This is a genomic window from Zarconia sp. (genome assembly GCF_057467645.1).
In genome coordinates, this window is record NZ_JBRJXU010000173.1 from 1 (window position 1) to 17,505 (window position 17,505).

General features: G+C 50.4%; 14 protein-coding genes. 11 read left to right on the top strand and 3 right to left on the bottom strand.

From position 1 onward, the window contains the following. Positions 1 to 653: 653 nt before the first annotated feature. From AC2215_RS25730 to AC2215_RS25750, 5 genes are all read left to right on the top strand, one after another. Positions 654 to 1,118, top strand: a complete 465-nt coding sequence (locus AC2215_RS25730; RefSeq protein ID WP_486812888.1) for a glutathione peroxidase — start codon at positions 654 to 656, stop codon at positions 1,116 to 1,118. A gap of 141 nt (positions 1,119 to 1,259) precedes the next feature. Continuing rightward, on the top strand, positions 1,260 to 1,964 hold the full coding sequence (locus AC2215_RS25735) for a TVP38/TMEM64 family protein (RefSeq protein ID WP_486812889.1): 705 nt from the start codon (positions 1,260 to 1,262) through the stop codon (positions 1,962 to 1,964). Between the two features lie 526 nt (positions 1,965 to 2,490). Then, positions 2,491 to 4,191 (top strand): SLBB domain-containing protein, encoded by a 1,701-nt coding sequence (locus tag AC2215_RS25740; protein WP_486812890.1) that lies wholly within the window; start codon positions 2,491 to 2,493, stop codon positions 4,189 to 4,191. A 48-nt stretch (positions 4,192 to 4,239) separates the two neighbouring features. Beyond that, the gene (locus AC2215_RS25745) at positions 4,240 to 6,207 is read left to right on the top strand and encodes a phosphodiester glycosidase family protein (RefSeq protein ID WP_486812891.1); all 1,968 of its coding nucleotides are present in this window, start codon (positions 4,240 to 4,242) and stop codon (positions 6,205 to 6,207) included. 460 nt (positions 6,208 to 6,667) lie between these two features. Next, the gene (locus AC2215_RS25750; RefSeq protein WP_486812930.1) at positions 6,668 to 7,060 is read left to right on the top strand and encodes a phosphomannose isomerase type II C-terminal cupin domain; all 393 of its coding nucleotides are present in this window, start codon (positions 6,668 to 6,670) and stop codon (positions 7,058 to 7,060) included. A gap of 256 nt (positions 7,061 to 7,316) precedes the next feature. On the opposite strand, the gene AC2215_RS25755 is transcribed toward AC2215_RS25750, so the two are convergent. Further along, a complete protein-coding gene (locus tag AC2215_RS25755) occupies positions 7,317 to 8,501 on the bottom strand; it encodes a tetratricopeptide repeat protein (protein ID WP_486812892.1) in 1,185 nt (394 codons plus the stop codon). A gap of 364 nt (positions 8,502 to 8,865) precedes the next feature. On the opposite strand from AC2215_RS25755, the gene trmFO reads away from it, so the two are divergent. From trmFO to AC2215_RS25780, 5 genes are all read left to right on the top strand, one after another. Next, positions 8,866 to 10,221 carry an FADH(2)-oxidizing methylenetetrahydrofolate--tRNA-(uracil(54)-C(5))-methyltransferase TrmFO gene (gene trmFO, locus AC2215_RS25760; RefSeq protein WP_486812893.1) on the top strand — a complete coding sequence of 452 codons (1,356 nt, stop codon included), beginning with the start codon at positions 8,866 to 8,868 and terminating at the stop codon, positions 10,219 to 10,221. 47 nt (positions 10,222 to 10,268) lie between these two features. Next, a complete protein-coding gene (locus AC2215_RS25765; protein WP_486812894.1) occupies positions 10,269 to 10,928 on the top strand; it encodes a GUN4 domain-containing protein in 660 nt (219 codons plus the stop codon). 6 nt (positions 10,929 to 10,934) lie between these two features. Continuing rightward, complete coding sequence (locus tag AC2215_RS25770) at positions 10,935 to 12,074, top strand: NAD(P)/FAD-dependent oxidoreductase (protein WP_486812895.1); 1,140 nt, start codon at positions 10,935 to 10,937, stop codon at positions 12,072 to 12,074. 43 nt (positions 12,075 to 12,117) lie between these two features. Further along, the gene (locus tag AC2215_RS25775) at positions 12,118 to 12,687 is read left to right on the top strand and encodes a Uma2 family endonuclease (RefSeq protein ID WP_486812896.1); all 570 of its coding nucleotides are present in this window, start codon (positions 12,118 to 12,120) and stop codon (positions 12,685 to 12,687) included. A 727-nt stretch (positions 12,688 to 13,414) separates the two neighbouring features. Beyond that, positions 13,415 to 13,756: an STAS domain-containing protein gene (locus tag AC2215_RS25780; protein ID WP_486812897.1), complete on the top strand. Its 342-nt coding sequence runs from the start codon at positions 13,415 to 13,417 to the stop codon at positions 13,754 to 13,756. Between the two features lie 71 nt (positions 13,757 to 13,827). Here the strand turns inward: AC2215_RS25780 and AC2215_RS25785 are convergent, their stop codons facing one another. After that, entirely contained in the window at positions 13,828 to 14,790 is a 963-nt protein-coding gene (locus AC2215_RS25785) for a hypothetical protein (RefSeq protein WP_486812898.1), read from the bottom strand. A gap of 429 nt (positions 14,791 to 15,219) precedes the next feature. Beyond that, entirely contained in the window at positions 15,220 to 15,384 is a 165-nt protein-coding gene (locus AC2215_RS25790) for a metallothionein (protein ID WP_486812899.1), read from the bottom strand. 352 nt (positions 15,385 to 15,736) lie between these two features. On the opposite strand from AC2215_RS25790, the gene AC2215_RS25795 reads away from it, so the two are divergent. Next, the gene (locus AC2215_RS25795; protein ID WP_486812900.1) at positions 15,737 to 17,221 is read left to right on the top strand and encodes an alanine/glycine:cation symporter family protein; all 1,485 of its coding nucleotides are present in this window, start codon (positions 15,737 to 15,739) and stop codon (positions 17,219 to 17,221) included. Positions 17,222 to 17,505: the final 284 nt, after the last annotated feature.

A 17,505-nucleotide genomic window follows, 5' to 3' on the forward strand; every position in this document is an offset into this window, starting at 1 on the left:
ATGTTTTTCTCGGCCATGGTCGCGGATACTACGTTGAGAGTGGGCCATCTTTCACTCCTGGAGTCATCTTTCGATTCACCATGCCATCGTGGCGAGCGCACCCTTGACAAACGAGCGATTTCCTTAACCTTTCACCAATGGGGGTTGACCCTCGGCTGAAATAACAGGTACTCGTAGCATGGAGATAATCCTCACGAGATGGAGTTGTAAGTCCCTAAGACTAACTCGAGTAGCATTTCTGGGCTTTAACCCACACCTTTGGACAGAAGGTTTGAAGAGGTCCGAGCTAGGGAAACACTCGAACGTTCGTAACTATTCGAGTCTTAGAACAAGGTCATAATGAGTGCGAACTCTCCCTTGTAGTCTAGTCACTGCTCGCGTTGAACCCTGTCCGGTTCAAGCCCCCGTGTCTTTAGACCGGGGGTCAGTGACATCGAACTTCTCTTGCATGGCGGGGGAAGTTCGGTTTTCTAGCGGTCAGCATTCAGCCAACAGCAAGCTGAGTCTTGCCGATCGCTTTGCAAGATCTCCGAACCGGCTCTCGATCGAATCATATCGCGATCGTCTTCCAGTCATGCCAAATTTTTCCGCACCATGGGATCGGGAATGACTGATAATAGGGAACGTTGTAAAAATATACATATACAATTACGATGCCCTTACCGACTAACCTCGCCACCCTTGACGGTACGCCGCTGTCTCCAGAAGTACTCGCCAACAAGGCGATTCTGTTCGTCAATGTCGCCAGCCAGTGCGGTCTCACCCCTCAATATAGCGGTCTTGTCGAGTTGGATAAAGAATACGGCGATCGCGGTTTCGTTGTCGTCGGCGTTCCCTGCAACCAGTTCGGTAGCCAAGAACCCGGTACCCCCGATGAAATTAAAGATTTCACGAAAACCAAGTACGACGTAGACTTTACCTTGCTCGAAAAGCAAGATGTCAACGGCCCCAATCGCAGTCCTCTCTATCAGTTTCTGGTGGGAGAAGGGTCCGATATCTCTTGGAACTTTGGCAAATTTGTCGTTGGACGGGATGGAGAAGTGGTCGAGCGTTTCGATCCCCAAACTCCTCCCAACGATCCGGCCTTGAAAGCTGCCATTGAAAAGGCATTGGGTTAATCCGCGCGATCGCACGTTCTCATACCGTTAGGATGTGCGATCTCGATCGCACTGCTTTCTTAGCTTTCTCTCAGTTAGCCATTAGCTCCTCTTCAGTCCCATCTGTCACGCTACAAACATCAACCCCCAGGAGCGCGACAGATGAATCCCCGCGAAACCATCACCTCTAACTCGATCGCAACGAACGCTCATTTTGTTTGGCTGACAGGAGCGATCGTCCTGGGTATTGCTCTGGTACTGCTTCTGCAACCGCAAGCGCTCCAATGGGTTAGCCCCGAGTCTTTGCCATCAACTCTAGCTCAGATGGGGGTGTGGGGGCCCGTGCTATACATCGCCACGATCGCCCTCTCCGTGGTAGTCAGCCAGATTCCCGGAGCGCCTTTAGCAGTGGCTGCGGGTGCGGTTTGGGACCCAGCGATCGCCGGTACGTACACGATCGTCGGTGGGTTTGGCGGTGCTGTGATTGCCTACAGTCTGGGCAAAATTATGGGACCATCGATTATCGCCGCTTTGACCGGTAAAACCCTGAGTTTTTCTACCGAATATGGGGAAAGCTACCTAGGTTGGGCGATCTTTGCCACCCGACTGCTGCCGGTTTTCTCCTTTGATTTAGTGAGCTACGGTGCTGGAATGACGGGACTATCGTTTCCGGTTTATGCCAGTGCCACTTTCTTAGGGATGGTACCTTCAACGTTGTTGTTGACCTATTTGGGCGGTAGTTTGCAGCTTGGGGGTTGGATGATAATAACTCTGGCAGCATTCTTCACGATTTTGTTCGTTGGGATACCCTTGTTATTGCACCGTTATAACTGGTTGAATGTTAGATCGCTGGTGCGTTGGGAGTAAGCTCGATCGCTACATTTTGCACTGAACCCCATAGCCACAGACCTCTACACTGGCCAAGCCTGCTTAACCTCGGGAAAGATATCGTTACGAGCAGCGTCTTGCCACTCTTTTAGGATCTGAGGAGTTTCCATCTCCTGCCGCGATTCAACAAGCTGGTACAGACATTTCGCAAAACCCGTACACTTCATACGATAGGACGGAATTTCATTTAACTTTATTGAGAGTTTCTCTGTATCGATCTGGTAAATTTTATCTCGAGACGATCGGGAAAATCAGGTATTGAACACATGAATCAATTTAATAGAAAGCCTCGCGAGTAAGTCACCTAGTATATAACAGCTAGCAATAGCAAAAACTGGCGATCTCAAAAAATGGTTAGGGATGAGAAGGTTGCGATCGCCCCAGAGAATGGGAGAATGGGAAAGAAAAATACGGGTGCGTTCGCCAAACCCAAACCCCCGAACCCAAATCGGTTAGCCCGTCACCCTAATCGTCATAAGTTCGATCGCCCCCTAAATCTTTCTGCATGGTTGAAAACAAAACGCCAAAACAAGTGACGAGCCTCGTCGCAACTCTCCTCTATGGCATTCCAGCGTTGTGGAGTAGCTTCAGTTTTTTTGCCCCCCCAGCGTACGGTCAAACTGACTCAGAAGAGCTACTTCCAGAGCTTTTCGAGGGGTCACTCGAATCATCATCCGAGCCACCCTCCGAGATATTCGAGCAGTTACTCGAATTCGGTGAAGTTCAAACCCAGGTGAGTATTGCCGCCCTCGATTATTGGTCGAACAACCGCGCTTTACGACCGGCACCTTCCCCCCTACCCACGCTAATTCCGCCCCCCCTCACCGATGACAATCCCGGCAATCGTCCCGCCAGAGCGAAAGTTCCCGGAAGCACCCTTTCCGATGACTTACTCTGGACGCAGTACCGCTTGAGTCCGGGAGATGCGATTTTTCTGAGGGTCGAGCCACCCTTCGAGAATTTAAGCATTCAGGGAAGTATCGGGCCTCAAGGCAACATTATCATTCCCCTGCTCGGTGCCATCGACTTGACCGGTTATACCCCCAATGAAGCAGCCGCCCGAGTTCAGCGCGATCTCAACCGCTTCCTAGTTAATCCGATTGTTTCTCTGACCTTACTCAGCCAAAGTCCGATTCTGGTAACCGTCACTGGAGCGGTCACCCGTCCGGGTTTCTACCTGTTGGGGGTGGCCGCCGACGATACCCTCACTGTCGATGATGCCTTGCTCGTCGCGGGTGGTGCCACCCTCGAATCGGATTTGCGCGAGATTCGGGTACAGCGCGCGTTACCCGGCGGACGGGTTCTCGAACGGATCGTCGATTTGTACTCCCCCCTAGCCACCGGCGCACCGATTCCCAGTTTGCTCCTCCAAGAGGGAGATGTGGTGGTGGTTCCCGAACGCCCCCTTGGATTTGATGGGGACTACGATGTCGAACTGGTCAACAACTCAATTATCACCGCACCTCCTCAAAGAGCACTGCAAATTACGATCGTCGGAGAAGTGGCGCGACCGGGATTTTACCCCATTGCCCCGGTGCCACCGCCAAATTTGTCGCAAGTTCTCCTCACCGCTGGGGGTACGAAAGTGACGGCGAATTTGCGCAACGTGATCGTGCGTCGCACCCTGCCGGATAATTCGGTCATCGAAGAAGTCTTCGATTTGTTTACCCCGTTGCTAGAAGGGCAACCCCTGCCGGAAGTACGCCTGGAAGATGGGGATGTGGCGATCGTCCCCAAACTCGATATTACCGATCGCGAAGAATACGATCGCCAACTCGCCGCTCGTTCCACCCTCGCCCAACAGCAAATTCGGGTGCGAGTCCTCAGCTATGCCAGTACCGGTCGGCGCGGCGGTCAAGGGGGTTCGTTTCGGGTTCTCACCCTACCGAATACCAGCACCCTCGTGGATGCTCTCCAAGGGGTTCCGTTAGGTCAAGCGGATTTGGATGATGTGGCCCTGATTCGGTTTGACGAACAACTCGGACGAGCCGTCACCCAGGAGTTTGACGCAGAGGCGGCGATTAAAGGGGATATTTCCCAAAATATTACCCTCCAAGATAACGATGTCATCGTGGTCGATCGCAATCTGATTGCCAGTATCGGTAACTTTCTCAATACCTTCACTCAGCCGTTCCGCGATGTTCTGGGCTTCTTGCTCTTTTTTGACCAACTCGAAAATAGTGCCGAGAATCTTTTTGGACCGTAAGATGCGATTGGGCTGGGGGGTTTTGGGAACTTGGGGAGAAAATGAAAAATGAAAAATTCCTCCGTTTCTCCCTCCCCGCGTCACCGGGTCACCGCGTCACCGCGTCACCCCCGTCCCCCGAAGCCTACCTTCACGAGTGTCCTCATCGATCTGTCGGTCGCTATAGCAGCCGTTCTGGGTTGGGGAATGGGGGCGTATTTTCAAGGCGTTCGCGAAGCGTCTCCGAAGGTGAATCGCAATTTGCACTCCATTGCCGGGCTTGCCGCAATGGCTGGAGTTCCTCACCCACATTCTGCACAAGTTCCTCCCAATCCACTATCTGAAACCTCAAAACAGGGGAGGCAAGTTCAAATCAACGGGCGATCGTGGCCGGTGGCTTGGCGTACCCTACCGGGAGAAACCAGCGAACGCATCGGCATTAGCGATACGGGATTGATGCAAATTGCGGGGGTGGAGTTGGTCGATACCGCAGATTTTACCCAACAGCCGGTGCAGTGGTTTGACTCGGGATACGTCACCTTACCCGCCACCCTCGCCGATGGCTACCGTTATCTCGACATAACCGAGTTGGCTCGACAGATGGATTGGGAGCTGGCAGTGCAGGACGAGATATTATATATATTGTCACCAACGGCGCGCGTCGAAAGTATTTATGTAAGCGATCGCCAATGGGGAAAACAAATCGAACTCGAACTCGATCTCCCGACCCCCTGGCAACTCGATCGCACTGATGAGGGGTGGGTTGTCCTGCTCGATGCCTCAACGCCGGAGGTGCTGCTCGATCGATTCTCCCCCCAACCGATACAAAACCTCGATCGCAAGCAACCCCCTATCGAACCCCCACCTTTTATTGTCAAAGCCGATGGAGAGCAAACCCGCATCTATCTGAATACGCCAGCCAGTTTGCCCCCAAGGATTTCCAGCTTATCCGATCCGCCGGGTTTGGTTATCGAAATGCGTCCCGATGCCCTCGTGGCGCGAGATATCGCCTGGGCACCGGGGATTCGCTGGCGACAGCAGATGTTCGATACCCAGGAAGCTCGATTTCCGGTCTTCTGGCTGGAAGTGGATGTTGGGAATCCCCTCGTAAAACTCGATCCGATTTGGACGCATCCCGAGACTCAGGTGGGCATTGCTCCCTTGTGGCAAACCGCACCGCTGTGGGGGGCGGCGGCGGCGATTAATAGCGGCTACTTCAATCGCAATCGCGAGCTATCTTTGGGGGCCATTCGGCGAGATGGTTTGTGGTTTTCTAGCCCCATTCTCCACCGAGGGGCGATCGCCTGGAACGATGCGGGAGAAATTAGAATCGATCGGTTGAGCTTGCAAGAAACCCTAACGACTTCTTCGGGCGATCGGATTTCCGTGCGAGATCTCAATAGCGGCTACGTGGGAGCGGGGGTCTCTCGGTATACGCGGGAGTGGGGCGAAACTTACGTGCCGATTCTGGATAACGAAGCGATCGCCATCGTCTACAATCGCCGTATTATCGAGATTCAGGAGGGAGGCAAAGCCGGTCGTCGAAACGTTCCCATTCCCCCGAACGGCTACCTGCTGGTGATTCGCGACGATCCGACGGTACTCGATGGGTTAGCCATCGGTATGGAGTTAGAGTCCGATCGAACCCTCGATCCTCCCGAATTCGCCGATTATCCCGATATTCTCGCCGCTGGGCCAGTGCTGATGCGTGAGGGTGAAATCGTTCTGGATGCAGAAGCCGAACGCTTCAACGAAAATTTTCGGGAAGGTGCGGCCCCGAGAAGTGCGATCGCGACAACGGATGCGGGAACTTTGCTACTGGTGACGATTCATTATGGCACTCAGGGATTTGGACCGACGTTAGCTCAAACTGCGCAAATCGTGCGGCAATTGGGAGCTGTTGATGCCCTCAATCTCGATGGCGGGGGGTCGGCATCTTTGTCTCTGGGGGGTCAGCTTATCAATCGCTCTCCTCGCAAAGTGTCTCGGGTTCACAATGGCTTGGGGGTATTTTTGGTATCCCCAGCTGACGATTGAGCAATTCCATGAGGAATCTATTGAGGTGCGATCGATTATCGAATTGAGAGAAGGCATTGTTTCTAAGAAACTCCTGCCTTACTCAAATTTTTAAAAACAGTCATGAGTATAATTAACTAATGTCGCCAATACATTCATAAATTAATTTATTGACTGTATCTATTGCTACTCAATATTTGGTTAAATTCACCGTAGATTGCATCGAATTTGATAAATACAGAACACGATGAAGAAATCAAAAAAGTTAAAATGAATTTAAATTTAAAGGCTTTTTAAAGCCTTCTCGATCGACGTGAAGAATTGATATAGATTCTTCCACTTTTTCCATTCCTATACCAGAATAGTAGTTGTGCCGGACAAGTCATGGTGCGGCGCACTCAGGAAATTGGTCGGTTCGATCGATAACCTATCCAAAAAAGTTACCTCTTCAAGGACGAACGTTATGGTTCACGCTCGCGAAATGTCTGAAACGGCTCTGGCCCCTCTGTCTCTTCCCCAAAACGGAGTCGCAGCAACCGAATTACGCCCTTGGGGTTCCTTCACCATTTTAGAAGAAGGCCCGAGATATAAAATTAAGCGCATTGAGGTTAAGCCCGGACACCGTCTCAGCCTCCAGATGCACCACCACCGCAGCGAGCACTGGATTGTCGTCTCCGGCACCGCCAAAGTCACCTGCGGTGACAACGAAGAAATCGTCTACAGCAACCAATCCACCTACGTTCCCCAAGGAACCGCCCACCGCCTCGAAAATCCCGGTGTTATTCCCTTGGTTTTAATTGAAGTGCAGAACGGCGAATACTTAGGTGAAGATGATATCGTTCGTTTCCAAGACGACTACGCCCGCCACGAATAAGCGAGTCGTGGGTTGCGGTTCCCCTCTAAAGGGCAACTAACTATTTCAATACTGAATATAATTATCGGGGCGCACCGCAGTGCGCCCTAAATTGTTTGGACCTAAATTTTTTGATTTTTCAGTTTAGGGACTTGCAAAAAAATAAGAGACCAGCTTGCCAACGACTTACCGTAGGGGTTTGAGCGCAGCCATGATGACAGGTGCTTGCGGTCGTTGACCCCTACGATTGGTATGTTCTTGTCCCGCAGATTCCTGACTACACATTACGGTTGATAAAGAATAGCAGACCGATAAACGCCCCGAGCAGAATCGGACCCGCAGTCATGGCAATGATAATTGCTTTCACCCCAGAGGACAAGGCTGACATCAATCCCGCAATATACAGACCCCCCAGAAAGAGACTCCAGAAAATCAGACTGGTACGATTCCATTGAATATCAACTGAGGGGAAGATTTCTTTTCCTTCGAGTTGTTTTTGGTCGACGGGTTTGGGTTTGCTTCTAATTTTAAATTTCCCCATCTTACTGAACTTGTTTCCCATCATCGGACCAGTGGCTTCGGAGGAGCCTTTGGTGGCTAAGGCTGCATCAGGAACATCCCCTGTCGGTTCTTTCGATTGCGTCGTGAATTCTTCCAGGATTTCGGGTTCGGAAACGGGTTTGGGGGTTGCCGCGTCGATCGCTTTTTTGAGTGTCGGATTGGGTTTGAGCTTGTGAGATTTTTTGTAGTTTTCTAGGGCATCTTCCGACAACCCCTTTTGTTGAAATGCATCCCCCAATCCTTGATAAGCTGTCGCCAGGTTGGGGTTGATTCGCAGAGCAGTTTGGTAGTGGGAAATAGCCCCGTCGAGTTGCCCTTGTTGCATCCGAATCTCCGCCAGCTTCATCTGGATTTTTTCCCCCCACTCGGGTTTGAGGGTGAAGGCTTGTTGGTAGTATTCTGCGGCGACCCCCAACTGACCGCGTTTTCCTATCAAATCCCCCAGTTTCAACTGCACGTGGGGTTGTTCCGATTTGCGCTTGAGGGAGTTACGGTAGGCATCAACAGCTTCGTCAATTCGATCGACTTCGCTGAGGGCATTGCCAAAATTTGCGTAAATACCAGCTGATTGGTCGGGTTTAAGTTCGATCGCCTTTTGATATGCCGCGATCGCCCCGTGAGTATCCTCTTGTTTTTGCAATGCTTTCGCAAGTTTCCCATACACTGGAACGCGATCGGGTTTCAATTCCAAAACTCGCTGGCAATACGTCACCACTTGCTCCCATTCTTGGCAATCTTCATGAATGGAAATCACTTGCATCAGTGCCCGAAAGTGAGTGGGTGACGCTTCAACGATCTCGAGCAATAAAGGCAAGGCTTCATCAAATTTCCCTTGCTCTTGGAGTTGTTTGGCACGATCGAGTTTGGTTGCGATCGTCATCTCACCAGATTCTTTTGACATATGATGGGGGTCTCTATTCAATAAAAGTCGAGAAAGCCAGATTTAACCGAGCGATCGACACACCCTAAATCAGATTAGGCTTATCTTAAATTTGAGTGAATATATTTTGTCGAAAACAGGATTGAAACAAGACGTAAGCTTAAAGAGTCTTTTTGAGTCTCGACCGGTGAATAAAAACAATAATTAAAACTTTATAATATAGTATGATAATGTATCATATTTAATCTTAAGTTGCCAGGTTTAATTCTTGAATTTTGCGTAAACCCACAATGTAATTCAGCGATCGTCGATTTTCGGGTCTCAAAAGCTCAAAAAAACTAAAATACGTAAATACACTTAAACACAAATACTTATCGGAGAAAAGATGGCAACGATCGAGCGAGATTCAATTCAAGTCATCGGCGGCGGACTGGCAGGAACCGAAGCGGCATGGCAAATTGCCCGAGCGGGAATTCCGGTGGTGTTGCACGAAATGCGTCCGGTGTATCGAAGTCCGGCACACCATACCGGCGAACTCGCCGAACTCGTTTGTAGCAACTCCTTTGGGGCGAAAGCGACCGATCGGGCGGCGGGATTGCTGCACGAAGAACTGCGTCAATTGGGTTCGATCGTCATCGGCAAAGCGGACGAACACCAAGTTCCAGCCGGGGGCGCATTAGCCGTCGATCGCGCGGTTTTCGGTCGCGATCTCACCGAAACCCTCTCCCATCATCCCCTGATTACCCTCTCTCGCCAAGAAGTCAAACAGATTCCCCCCGAAGGCATTGTCGTCCTCACCACCGGCCCCCTCACCAGCCACGATCTGGCGATGGATTTGCAACGCTTCACGGGGTTGGAGTACCTGAGCTTTTTCGATGCGGCCAGTCCCATCGTCGTTGGCGACTCGATCGACATGGAAGTCGCATTTCGCGCCTCTCGCTACGATAAAGGCGATGCCGACTACATCAACTGCCCGATGGATAAGGAGCAGTACCTGCGATTTTGGCAAGAGTTGTGTGCCGCCGAACAGGCAGAACTTAAGGATTTCGAGCGAGAAACCTCCAAGTTTTTTGAGGGTTGTTTGCCCATCGAGGAAATGGGCAAGCGGGGGGAAGATACCATGCGTTACGGCCCCCTCAAACCCGTGGGATTGAGCGACGATCGCACCGGAGAACGCCCCTACGCCGTGGTGCAATTGCGCCAGGAAGATAAAGCCGGACAGCTGTGGAATCTGGTGGGGTTCCAAACGAACCTGCGCTGGGGCGAACAAAAACGGGTGTTCCGCCTGATTCCGGGGTTGGAAAATGCCGAGTTCGTCCGCATGGGTGTTATGCACCGCAATACTTTTATCAATTCCCCCCAACTCCTCGAACCCACCCTTCAATTCAAGACCCGTTCCACGGTGTTGGCCGCCGGACAACTGACGGGAACAGAAGGCTACACCGCCGCAGCAGCAGGGGGTTGGTTAGCGGGAACCAATGCGGCGCGACTGGCATTGGGTTTGCAACCGGTGCAGCTACCGACAACGATGATGATGGGGGCAATGCTCGATTTCATTACCTCGGCCTCTCCCAAACACTTTCAACCGATGCCGCCCAACTTCGGGATTATTCCCCAATTGCCTCAGAAGATTCGCAACAAGCGCGAACGGTACGGGGTCTATCGCGATCGGGCGCTGGCGGATTTAGCGGCTTGGCGCGATCGATTGGGTGTGGCTGCCCCAGAGACTCCCGGTAGCTGAGGAGATTTGATAAAATCGAGCTTTCCTGCTATTCCCTTGACCCGAATATGGAAAACCCTCAACAAGAGCCAGGAGAAACGCTCGATTCTCAATTGGCCAGCATACTCGAACTGCTCGAACAATTAAGTACTCGCGTATCGGCGATCGAATCTCAACTCGAAAAGAATGCCACATCCCCCCAGCCGGCTACGGAACTGCTCGATCGCATGGCCCGGATTGAGGAAAATTTGCGCCTAGTTCCCGATGTCTATCGATATCAAAAGCTGCAAACCCTGCTGGCAGCCGGTCAATGGTCCGATGCCGATCGCGAAACGATTCACTTAATTCTCGATATTTCGGGAAAATCCGATCTCGAAGAACTCACCCCCAAAGAAATCGAACAGTTTCCCTGTAATGCCCTCAAAACCATCGATCGATTGTGGAGCGATTATAGTGAGGGTCGTTTTGGCTTTCTTTCCCAACTTGCCATTTATCAAAGTATCGGTGGCGATTTAGCCTCGACGATTCGTCAAGATCGCGCTCTGGTGGAGAAATGGGGCGCAACCGTTGGCTGGAGAGTCAATGGGAAATGGCTTAAATGTAGCGAGTTGGATTACTCCCTAGCAGCTCCGACGGGCTGTCATCCCTCCCGATGGTGGAATTCCCCGTATGGCTCGAAAATGACCAACTATTTCCTGGCGCGCTTGATGGCGTGCGAACTGGGTTAATAGGTTATGAACCATGTTGCGATTATTGGCTGCGGCATTATCGGCGCGACGGTTGCCTACGAACTCAGCCAAGTTTCCGGACTCAAAATTACCGTACTCGATCGCCAACCTCCCGCCCGAGAATCAACGGGGGCAGCGTTGGGAGTGCTCATGGGAATTATCAGTCAAAAAAAGGTGAAAAGTCGAGCTTGGAAATTGCGACGGGCGAGTCTCGATCGCTACGAAACCTTAATTCCCGAACTCGAAGCGCGAACCGATCGAACCATCCCCTTCAATCGCAACGGCATTCTCAAACTCTGTTTTGCCGACGAAAATGCCGATCGCAATTTAGAGAAATGGCAAAAACTGGTGGAGATTCGAGCGCAAGAAGGGCTAAAACTCGAAATTTGGCCGAACGATCGAGTTCGCGAGCGATTTGGCTATCTCAACTGCAACAATATTATCGCCGCGATCGCATCTCCAGACGATCGGCAAATCGATCCGGTGGCGTTAACTCAGGCATTAGTCAAAGCGGCACAGGCTGCGGGGGTGACCTTTGATTTCGATGCGATCGTCTCTGGGGCCACTTCTGAAGAAACCTCTGAGGAACGGGTTTGCCAGCACATCCACTATCATTCCCCCGCATCCTCCAAGATTCAAAAGTCGATCGAAGCCGATTGGGTGGTAGTTGCAGCCGGTTTGGGATCGACTCCCTTCACCCAAACCCTAGAGCAACCGGTGGATATTCGACCGGTTTTGGGTCAGGCATTGCGCTTGCGATTGCAAAAACCCCTCGCCGAAAACGAACCCGTGATTACCGGCAACGACATCCACATCGTTCCCCTGGGAAATGCCGAGTATTGGCTGGGGGCAACGGTAGAGTTTCCCCCGGATGCACCAGAAAGTGATTCTGGGGAAATCGTTGCCGAGTCGGCTCTCCTCGAAGGAATGATGGCCGAGGCGATCGACTTTTGTCCGAGTTTAGCCAACGCTGAGATTATCCGGCACTGGTCGGGTTTGCGTCCCCGTCCTCAAGGCAGACCCGCCCCGATTATCGGTAAACTCCCCGGCTATCGCAACGTTCTCCTGGCAACGGGACACTACCGCAATGGAGTACTCCTCGCCCCAGCAACGGCCCGAGAAATTCGGCAGGCGATACAGTATTAATACTGCCCCATTCATCTTCGTCATTTTACGAGAATTGGTTGCGATGACTGCCACAACTCCCAAACCCACCCACCTTTCTTTAGAAGCGTTTTTGGCGATGCCAGAAACCAAACCCGCCAGTGAATACATCAACGGTAAAATCTACCATAAACCCATGCCTCAAGGTGAACACAGCACATTACAAATTCGTTTGGGATCGTCCATTAATGAGGTTGGACTTCCCAAAAAGTTAGTTCATGCATTTACAGAATTACGCTGCACTTTTAGCGGACGCTCGATCGTTCCCGATATTACCGTATTTGAATGGTCGAGAATTCCTCGTCAAGAGAACGGTCGAATTGCCAATCGGTTTGAAACCTACCCGGACTGGACGATTGAAATTCTCTCTCCAGACCAATCTCCCAACCGCGTGATTCGCAATATTACCTTTTGCATTCAGCAGGGAACGAAGCTGGCGTGGTTTCTCGATCCTAGCGATGAGTCCGTGACGGTCTTTCAACCCGATCGCCTGCCGGAATTTAAGGAAGGAGACGATCTTCTTCCAGTGTTGGATATTCTGGGGGATTGGCAGCTTTCAGTAGCGGAATTATTTAGCTGGTTGAGTTTGGAGTAACGACACGATTTCAAGACTCAATAGAGAAACCCACCCAGAACGACTCTAATGGCGCGCGCGGGACGCATGGTGGCAAAAGCAAGGGGTTCGCCGGGTCATATCGTTTTTTATCCAAGATATGCCTCGATCGCAGCCCAGCTCGGTAAAGCTTACGTAAATCTACTGACAAGAGCGAGATCTGTATTTATATAAACAAAACTTATAAATCGAACGAATTTACGGGATTTTACGGAGTTTCGATCGATTGAATAAATATTAAGGATTACAGACAAACTGTTACTTTTCAGGCTGTTTTCAAAACTCCGAACTCGGGATGGGAATTGGTAAAGTCAGCCTTCTATCTTATCTCTGACTTGTATCTAACGTGACATATTTTCTTGTGACAAATAGTTATAAAGATAACCGATGCACTCGGTTGGCAATATAAAACTTCTGTAAAACTGAATCTGAATTACACGCAATTGACAGAAGTCAACCGTACCATCACAGAAAGAGAACAATCAGTCGCACCATCGAGCTATTGGTCATCTGCGAGAATTCCGATTTCTTGGATGCTATACTCATATTTTTCTGAATACATTGCCGTACTTTTACGCAACATAAACTTCAATTTATGCCAAGGTTTCAGAAGATTTCAATGATGATTCAATCGACGATATAACTCGATATCGTTTGCACGATCGAAGGTGCTTTTACTAGCAAGTCAACTCGGGTTACAGATATGACGATGGAAATTAAGATCGAGGATTGCTTCATCCGCTGCGATCGCGAAAAGGCGATCGTGAATTTTCAAAATCCTTGCTTGGCTGGGGGAGAAAACTGCGCGTTTGTCAGCAAATTTTTGAATTTGGCGATCGAAACTCAACCGCCGTTCGTTATTCTGAACCTGCAAGGGTTAAAATCGATTGATAGTTCGGGAATCAGGATGCTGTCGAAATTTGTCATTCAAGTGCGCCACCAGAAACGTATCCACATGACAGTTCTAGGGTCTAAAGAGATTGGCTGGCATCAGAATTCTTTAACCTATTTGCGATCGTTAATGCCGAATTTAAGACTGGAGTTGACTTAATCGAGAAATAAGGGATTCCATTTTACGTTTAAAATTCCCAATCTTGAACCGATGCAATTGCATCTATTTTTTTAGAGTTCTAATTCTGGAAGCTGATTCCAAACGACAAATAAAGTTCCTGCATTCGGTTCCTGGTCCATATAAAGCTGCACTAAATTGATATAGCGGACAAAATTGCCTCTTTGACTTTTAACTTCAAAAACCCGACCTTCATATCGATCTGCAAGGCGGTTTTTGGGTATCTCGTTGATGACAAAAATATCTTTGGGGATATTCGCATCAATCTCAGCCGTGACTTGTTCTAGAGTTTTATCATCAATCCAGCGAAATTGTGCGGGATCGATTTCGGGTTTCAGCTCGTTCTCCTGCCCGCTCGTAAATGAGCTTTTTAGTATCTCTAGGTCATCGACACCATAGAGCATCGCTAACGTATCGGCTCCTTCGACGGTAGAAAAATCACCACCACCTCGAAACCCTCCTAATGCCATTTGAAGTTTTTCACTGGCGATTGTTTCCAACACCTCATCATCTTCACTTCCACTACCTGACTCTTCTTGAGAGGAGCGATTCATCACGTATTTCTTGGTGAAAATTGGAGATGCCTCCGATTCGGGTTGAGGTGTTTGGTAAGGCTTTTGCTCGAAATTCGATCGCCTTGTTTGGGAAACGGTTGTGGCGAACGGGGTTGTAACCTGTCGTTCGGGTTCGTAAGTTAGAGTATCTGCCGCAATGTATTCCGGTTCGGGTTCGTAAACTTCCTCCACAGCAGAACTATATTCGGATTCGGGTTCGTAAGTTTCCTCCTCACCATAGACAGATTCTGATGTAGGTTCGACAGCCGTGGTTTCAACTTCCGGTGGCGGTGAAGCGATTTCCGGCAGCGTCGTCAGAGGAACAGCCGCGATGGGTTCGGGTTCGGGTTCCGGCGCATCCAGCGAAAAGGACATCGGCAAGCTGAGGAGGAAGCCGTGAACGCCTAGGGAGGCGAGTAAGGTGAACCAACCCCAAACCTGCCATCCGAAAGGTACTTTCATCCGTTCCATAAGTTGCGATCGGGTTTATCGTAGAACCCGGTTTGAACGAAAACCACGTTAATAGTCCTGAGTATAACGACTCATCCTATGGCGATTGCCACCCCTCAGCCGAGACTCGCTCATCAGTATAAACCACACTTTCCAATGTTGGATTGACTCCGATCCCCAACATTTTGTTTTACACCCCTTCCAACCGTCGAACCGGATTGTTCCGTTGGGATCGCCGGTTCTGAAATGATTTCCACCGACAACTCACGCCATGGGCAACTTAATTCGTCACGTGGTGACTCAGCACAAAATTACATATGGCATCACGACGAAAAACCGATTTCTTTCGAGAAACACTCTCTAGAGAAATCGGTTCTTCACTTCAATGGAATTCAAATTCCAAGATGGGGTCAGCATCTGTATCTAGGATACTCTTGACAACTAGCCGCAAGAACAATCGCTATTGCAACAACTCTCTCCGTTGGGATGACCGTTGGCACAAGGCTCACCACAGTAATACTTCCCATCTTTGGAGAACGCTGAATCGGTTGAAACGAGGCACTGGCAAGGTTCGCAGGCACATTTAACTTGAGTCGCGGTGGTCATGGCTGTTTTGATAAGCTCGACCCTCAAATACTAACACGTGAGCAACTATTCAGATAAAGAGCGATCGAAAGTTAGACTGGCGGGTAATAACGAGGGACGATCGCCCCCGTGAGGGTTTTCAAATCTCAAACCTTCCGGCACAATGAAACAAACCTTTCACCACCGATCGTGGCGATAAAACGGGTCAATTGCACTCAATTGCATCAGTAACCCGAACTGACGTTAATTATTGAACCCATCCCGAAAAACGATCGCCCTCACCGAGGGTCGCAGCCACGTCCGCACAACTCGTTAAAATACACTCGATGTATCGTTCTTGAAATTTGAGTTTGCTCGTTAACCCCCAACCCTGATGAAACAACGCTGGATTTTATTTGTTCTCCTTCTTGCATTCCCCACCGCAGCATTGGCCCAGAGTCAAGAGTCCACTGGGGGAAACCTGTTCGCCACCTTGAATGATTTCTTCGCTCAAATCGTGGCCGCGATGGAAACCGTCCTCTTTTTCACCATTGGCGGCATTCCCTTCATCGTCATCTGGCTGATTGGCGGAGCGCTCTTTTTCACCTTTCGGATGAGCTTCATCAACATCCGCGCCTTCAAACACGCAATTTTTGTCGTTCTGGGACACTACGACGACCCAGATGAAGAAGGAGAACTCACCCATTTCCAAGCGCTGTCTGCGGCTCTTTCCGCCACCGTGGGATTGGGAAATATTGCTGGGGTAGCGATCGCCATTAGCCTTGGCGGTCCCGGTGCCGTGTTGTGGATGACCCTCGCCGGACTGTTCGGGATGACGAGTAAGTTCGTCGAATGTACCCTCGCTCAGAAATACCGTATCGTCAAACCCGACGGTCACATTTCTGGCGGTCCGATGTACTATCTGTCTCGGGGTTTAGCCGAACGGGGATTGCGTCCCCTCGGAAAAGTGTTAGCGATCGTCTTCTCCATTTTGTGCATTGGTGCGTCCTTAGGTGGCGGTAATATGTTCCAAGCCAACCAATCCTACGCCGCCGTTGCCAATATTATCCCCATCCCCAACTGGGCTTACGGTTTGGGAGTTGCCATTCTAGTAGGTCTGGTGATTTTAGGGGGCATCCAGCGTATCGGTTCTGTTGCTGCTGCCCTCGTTCCTTCCATGTGCTTGATTTACGTCATCGCCGCATTGTGGATTTTGCTGACGAATCTGCCGCAAATTCCCGCCGCCTTAGGCACGATCGTTCAAGGCGCATTCTCTCCCGAGGCGATCGAAGGGGGATTTGTCGGCGTGTTGGTACAGGGGATTCGGCGAGCGGTCTTTTCCAACGAAGCCGGTATCGGATCGGCCGCCATCGCCCATGCTGCCGCTCGAACTCACGAACCCGTGCGAGAAGGTATTGTGGCCTTACTCGAACCCTTTATCGATACCGTGGTGATTTGCAACATGACTGCGTTAGTGGTGGTGATTACCGGAACCTACCAACAAACAGACCTCTCGGGCGTGGATATCACCTCAGCGGCCTTTGGCAGTGTCATTAGCTGGTTCCCCATCATTTTGTCGATCGCCGTATTTTTGTTTGCCTTCTCGACGATGATTTCCTGGAGTTACTACGGTGAAAGGGCTTGGACGTTCTTGCTCGGGGAAGGAACCATGGGTATCTACCGAGTCTTATTTGTCCTGTGCGTCTTTCTCGGTTCCATCTTCAATTTAGGAGCCGTACTCGATTTTAGCGATATGATGCTCCTCTCCATGGCATTTCCCAACATACTCGGTGGTTTTCTACTGTGTAATGGAGTCGCCGCAGATACCCAAGATTACATGGAACGTTTGAGCAGTGGCGTGATGCCCGTTTATAAGTAACGGGAAGGCAATGGACGTCTGGAGGAAAAGGGTTAAGGGTTAAGGGTTAAGGGTTAAGGGTTAAGGGAGAGTTCTCGATCGTCTCAACCTAGAATTCAGACCCATCTGTGGGGTTCCTCCCTCTCCCTCAATCGATCGTTCGGCGCTTCTCAATAACGCCACGTGCAACTTGATGCCAAATTCCGTGACGATCGAGCAGATCGTATTTTCCGCTCCCCCAGCTCCCCTTTTACCCGGCATTGTCAGGTTTTGGATTGTTAAGTGACACCCGCCATCAGTAGCAT